Here is a 5,076-nt window from a genome sequence, read left to right on the forward strand (position 1 = left end):
AGACTCCGCGAAGAACCAAAAAAAACGGATCATGCGAAATCCTTCGTTGAGTTTGGCGCGGGTTTTTAGCAAATCAGCTGGCCCGCGATCCGGTTGAGAGTGATCCGAAGCGGTCCTTGACGACCGGCACAAATCGGTCAGAAGCGGTCGATGATTCCAATAAATCCGCCCCCTTTTTCCCGTAACTCCTGGCTACCTGCGACCAAGTCTAAGCAAGCTTCTGTGTCAGCTGCCCGATGAATAGCCGCAGCCATTCGTGCTGAGGCTTACTGTTCTTGGCAATGTCCCAAACCATGAAGCATCGAAATGATGGAACCGGAATCGGCGCCGGACAAATACTTAGCCGAGTCATGGCCGAATAGCTCTCGGCGGCGAACGTGGGAATTGTGGCTATCGCGCCGCTGCTGATCAACGTGGTGAGCGCGCCACTGAAGTGGGTGAATGAGGCTATAACACGCCTCGAATAGCCCGCCGCTTCGAACATGTCGTCGATAAAGCCGCGGCGGCCGTCATAGGAAACTCGCACATGGCTTGCCTCGAAGTACTCCTCCAGGCCGATAGGTGTGCCTGCATTGTCTGCGCCAGGCAGGTACAAGCAGGAGTATGACGAGGAAAACAGCACCTTGGATGAATACCCGCTGCTGAAGTCTTTCGGCTCGCTGCAAATCACTAGATCCATGTCCGGATCTTGTAGCGACTGTTTCCACAGTGAGCTGTTGCTCTGATGGAACGAAAAGCTCACTCCCAGCCCCTGATCCGCTGCGGCGTTAACGATCCGCGGAGCGAGATAGGCCTCAATATCATCGGACAGACCGATGTTGAAAATGTAGCTCGAGTCGTGTGCGGAGAAATCCGGCTCTGCCCCAAGCACGCCTGAGATAGACGTAAGGGCCTCGGCGATCTTCGGCGCCAGCTCCATCGCCCTACGGGTTGGCTGCATTCCGGAAGCGGTGCGGATAAAGAGCTCATCTCCGAAATGCTCACGCAAACGACGCAACGCCGAGCTAACTGCCCCCTGGGTCACATGCAGCATGGCCGAGGCTCGGGTGGCACTGCGCTCGGTCATCAGGCAGTGGAACGTCAGCAGCAGGTTCAGATCAATTCTCGAGATATTACGTACACTAATCCGGCTCATATTTTCTAATCGTTTGCTCTGCGGCCGAGAGGATTCATAGTCTGCTGCCCATACACACCTAAGAAAAGCTGGGGAGCACCGTGGACGCAATTAATAAAAAAGTAAATCCAAGCAGTATCCATACCAAGGGTGAGCAGTCAGACATTCGCAAGCGTGCAATCGCGGTGGGTATCGGCAACTTCATGGAGTGGTTCGACTTCGCCATCTACGGCTACTTCGCTGCCGTGATCGGTATGTTGTTCTTCCCCTCTAGCGCCCCAGGTGTATCGCTGCTGTCGTCGCTGGCAGTGTTCGCCGTAGGCTTCGTATCGCGACCATTTGGAGCATTGATTCTGGGGCCCATCGGTGACCGCCTCGGTCGCCGCGCGGTGCTTATCATCACTGTCTTCGGTATGGGTGTGTGCACCACGATCATCGGACTTTTGCCCACCTATGAGGCAATCGGTATCGCTGCACCTGTCTTGCTGATCGTCATGCGTTTCGTGCAAGGCATGATGGTAGGGGGCGAATGGTCTAGCGCAGGTATCTACATCGTAGAGAGTGCTCCGTCCAACCGCCGCGCGACGGCAGCCAGCGTTATCACTGGAACGGCTGGCTTGGCCTTCTTGTTTGGTACGTTCACCGCCGCGAGCCTCACCTCAACACTCGATGACCAGCAACTGGCGTCCTGGGGCTGGCGGATCCCATTCGTTGCCTCCATCGTGATGACCGGTATCGCCATCTTCATCCGCCGGAAGCTGGGTGATACCCCCGTGTATGAAGAGCTGGTACGTCAACGCGATTCACAACAGTTCGAAGCACCGAGCAAGTCTGTACACCGTCGCGCCTTCATCACTACTTTCGCCTTCTCAGCGCTGTTCGGCGTCTCGCTCTACTACTTCATCACCTACGCCAATAACCACCTGGTCACTACCGTTGGGCTACCACGAAGCAATGCACTATGGCTGTGCAGCATCGCGCTGGTTGTCTATGTCATTGCCAATCCACTGATCGGCCGGCTCAGCGACAGCATCGGGCGACGCAAGCTGCTGCTCAGTGCTGCTGCCGCACTCTCTGTACTGGCCTATCCAATCTTCCTGCTGCTCAACACCGGCAACCCAGTGGCAATCCTCGCAGGATTGATCGTTCTGGGACTACTTGTGGCTGTAACTGCGGTGATGGATGTGGTGCTGCTGGTTGAAGTCTTTCCAGCGTCCATCCGCTCCACGGGAGCAGCGCTCGGTCACAACCTGGCCCTGGCGACACTCGCAGGCCCAGGCCCCTTCATTGCCGCCGCCCTGATTAGCCAGGCTGGCGACGCGAACATCCCTGCCGCCTATCTAGCAGCCGTCTCGCTGGCATGCCTCATCGTGCTGTGGAAGACCTTGCCGGAAACCCGCGACAACGACATCACACGTTTCTAGGTTCTTACTGCCCTCAGGAGTTTTTCATGACCAAAATTGCAGTCATCCAGGCCGCCTCTGTTCCTTATGATCCTGCAGCCAGCGTTGAAAAGGCTTCCACAATTCTGCGGCGCGTAGCAGATCAAGGTGCAAGGCTGGCCGTATTCCCTGAAGCGTTCATTGGCGGATATCCCAAGGGGATAGCTTTCGGTAGCGTAGTGGGTAATCGCAGCATCAGCGGGCGTGAGCTGTACCAACGCTATGTCGATGGGGCTGTGACGCTGGATGGGCCGGAACTGGCATTGCTTGCTGAAAGTGTCGAGCACACAGGGGTTACCACTGTGATTGGTGTAATCGAGCGCTTCGGTCGCACCCTTTACTGCACCGCGGTCACCATCGCCCCAGGCCGGGGTATTGCCGGTTACCACCGCAAGCTGATGCCCACCGGCCAGGAACGACTAATTTGGGGCTTCGGTGATGGCTCGACAATCGAGCCTGTAGAAACTGATTTTGGCGTCCTGGGGAGCGTGATTTGCTGGGAGAACTACATGCCAGCACTACGCCAGGCCATGTATGCCCAGGGTGTTCAGATCTACTGCGCCCCGACAGCAGATGACCGTCCGTCCTGGGCCAGCTCCATGGTGCACATTGCTCTTGAAGGGCGTGTTTATGTGTTGTCAGCCTGCCAGGCAATCCGTCTTGGTGAATACCCACAACAGCACCGCGATGCATTCGGCCTGGAGTTCAACGAGGACGATTACGTGATGCGAGGGGGCAGCATGGTTGTAAGTCCGCTCGGAGAAGTACTGGCAGGGCCGGTGTTCGACTGCGAGACAGAAATCTATGCAGACCTCAATATGGATCTGCTTAGCCAAGCCAACTTGGACTTTGATGTCGTCGGCCATTATGCCCGGCCGGACATCTTTGAACTCAAGGTGAACATTGCCCCGCAGGCCCCGGTAACCCTGGAGCGATAAGTAGAGCCTGTTTAGTGAAATCCTCCCTTTGACCGTCCAGTTTGGGCATGACTGCTTTAGGGATAGAGCCGCCGCAAGGCGGCTTTTTATTGCTGGCCAGGTTGTTGCCGCCATTTCCTGTGTAGCGAGGGCTTAGGCCCAAACCGATTTGCCAAGACAGATAACTCACCGACTTAACGTCCGCTTGTGGCACAAAGCGGACCAGCTATCGGCCAAGAGATGCCTTTCGCGAATAGCTGAACGCCCCGAGAGCGCATTGGGCCGCTCGGCGCGGAATTGGTGAAAGGCTGGTGACTGGCCTGTGTTGGCTCGGTCAGACTTCGGGCAGCCTCACCCTAGTTGGGGCTAACTGCTTACCGACCATCAGAGGCAAGCCAACAACAACTGCCGATAGTGCTGAGAAAAACTGACCTGATAGCTCGGCTCAGCAGCAAAATCCCCCAGCGAGTAGGCACCCGCCAAACCTGCACCAAGACTTTGCCCGGCCTCGCCTCCACCGCAGCCATCGATATCGCAGGTAGCCCCCATCCCACCAGCCATCGAACCAGAAGAGGCAGCGGGCATCTTCACCCGGCTCAGCACTGCCAGGTCATCCGGCAGATCATCCGCAATGCGCTCCGCAAAGCGCCGCAATGTTGGCTCCGCCAGCATGAACAGCCAAGCCTGATCATCGGACTCGCCCATCCGCCGCAGCACGCGCCCCAGGACTTGCCGGTAGTGCAGCTCAGTACGGATGCGGCTGAGGTAGCAGCACACCTGCAGGCGGGGGATATCCGTACCCTCGCTGATCATCCCAACAGCGACGATCCAGCGGCAATCACTGTGCCTGAACGCATTGATCACCTGTTGGGCATTCGGAGTCCGGTTGGTCACTACGCGGCAACCTTCCCCGCTGGCTTCCAGAGCCTGGACAATCTGCTGGGCGTGCTCAATATCGGTGGCGACCACCAGGCCGGCTGCATCCGGCTTGATCTGGCGAAGCTCATCCAGCTTGGCGCATCCCAGGCCGAGCAGTTGGTCGATCACCTCGTCATGGCGCAACAGCTCTTCGAAGGTGACGGGGGATTCACCAAGCAGCTTGGCGATGCTGGGGAACAGCCTGACGGTGCTCTCGGTCTCCAGTTCTTCAGTTAGCTTCACCTTCTGGTTATCGAGAAGGACGATGCGGGGCGCGCGGCACACCCCGTCGGCAATGGCCTCCCTCAGGCCATAGCGGTAGTCGCAGATCAGGTGTCCCTCGGGGGACGAGTAGCGGGCCAGGGTGTTGCCGCTGACCGAAAACTGACCCAGTAGAGGCTGTTCTGCCGACTGAAAACTGACCCAGGTGTTCAACTGCTTCTGCTCAATTTTTGAGCAGGAGAACACAGGGTGATCAGTATGGAAATGATGGGCAAAATTCGGCGGATGTATTTCCGCGACAAGCTGTCGCTGCATGAGATAGCCAAGCGCACCGGGCTGGCGCGCAACACGATTCGCAAGTGGGTCAGAGCACCTGAGGCCAAGCAGCCGGTGTACCAACGCCGCGCGATCTTTAACAAACTCAGCCCTTTTCACGCCACGCTAGAGCAGGCGCTAAAAGCCG

At 57.4% G+C, this 5,076-nt stretch carries 3 protein-coding genes and 2 pseudogenes; 3 read left to right on the forward strand and 2 right to left on the reverse strand.

Going from position 1 to position 5,076, the window contains the following annotated elements:
• Window positions 1-208: 208 nt before the first annotated feature.
• Window positions 209-1,135, reverse strand: a complete 927-nt coding sequence (locus GYA94_RS23820) for a LysR family transcriptional regulator (protein ID WP_003464940.1) — start codon at window positions 1,133-1,135, stop codon at window positions 209-211.
• 80 nt (window positions 1,136-1,215) lie between these two features.
• Between GYA94_RS23820 and GYA94_RS23825 the strand changes: the two genes are divergently transcribed.
• Window positions 1,216-2,538, forward strand: coding sequence for an MFS transporter (locus GYA94_RS23825; RefSeq protein WP_049273832.1), 1,323 nt, complete (start codon window positions 1,216-1,218; stop codon window positions 2,536-2,538).
• 26 nt (window positions 2,539-2,564) lie between these two features.
• Entirely contained in the window at window positions 2,565-3,494 is a 930-nt protein-coding gene (locus tag GYA94_RS23830; protein ID WP_003464945.1) for a carbon-nitrogen hydrolase family protein, read from the forward strand.
• A gap of 363 nt (window positions 3,495-3,857) precedes the next feature.
• Here GYA94_RS23830 and GYA94_RS23835 read toward each other — a convergent pair.
• Window positions 3,858-4,754 (reverse strand): annotated as a pseudogene (locus GYA94_RS23835) (DEAD/DEAH box helicase); the annotation flags it as partial.
• A 126-nt stretch (window positions 4,755-4,880) separates the two neighbouring features.
• Here GYA94_RS23835 and GYA94_RS23840 point away from each other — a divergent pair.
• Window positions 4,881-5,076: pseudogene (locus GYA94_RS23840) on the forward strand (IS21 family transposase); the annotation flags it as partial.

The organism is Pseudomonas juntendi (genome assembly GCF_009932375.1).
GTDB classification, from domain to species: domain Bacteria; phylum Pseudomonadota; class Gammaproteobacteria; order Pseudomonadales; family Pseudomonadaceae; genus Aquipseudomonas; species Aquipseudomonas juntendi.

Coding starts and splice junctions, on each gene's coding strand:
- GYA94_RS23820 (WP_003464940.1), bottom strand. CDS start 1,135: ATGAGCCGGATTAGTGTACGTAATATCTCGAGAATTGATCTGAACCTG.
- GYA94_RS23830 (WP_003464945.1), top strand. CDS start 2,565: ATGACCAAAATTGCAGTCATCCAGGCCGCCTCTGTTCCTTATGATCCT.